The sequence below is a fragment of the Brevibacterium sp. SIMBA_078 genome (assembly GCF_046534565.1).
In the GTDB taxonomy this organism is placed as follows: domain Bacteria; phylum Actinomycetota; class Actinomycetes; order Actinomycetales; family Brevibacteriaceae; genus Brevibacterium.
Genome location: NZ_JAWRYQ010000216.1, coordinates 1 through 272 on the forward strand (window position 1 = coordinate 1; position 272 = coordinate 272).

Consider the following 272-nt stretch of genomic DNA (forward strand, 5'->3'; position numbering starts at 1 on the left):
TAGGTTATTGATTGAATTACCATTATTGGTTGACTCGTTAATCCTAATGGCTACGTTATCGAACGTTTTACCATTCACCCATGTATCCAAATATGTAGGTAGTGTCGTGATGAGTAAATCGCCAGGGCCGTCTTTTTTGCCCCAAGTAAAGCGAATATTGGACTGACTCAAATACTGCTTATACTGCATGCGACTAAAGACTTTATCAGATTCAGGACGTACATAAGCATACATGGAAAAACGAACGCCACATGTGGGATGAATGTCATTAG

Annotated in this window: 1 protein-coding gene; it reads right to left on the reverse strand. The window is 39.7% G+C overall.

The window, feature by feature from the left end; translation table 11 throughout:
* The coding region (locus tag SB749_RS19485) for a hypothetical protein (RefSeq protein ID WP_410711759.1) at nucleotides 1–272 on the reverse strand (272 nt) is incomplete at both ends.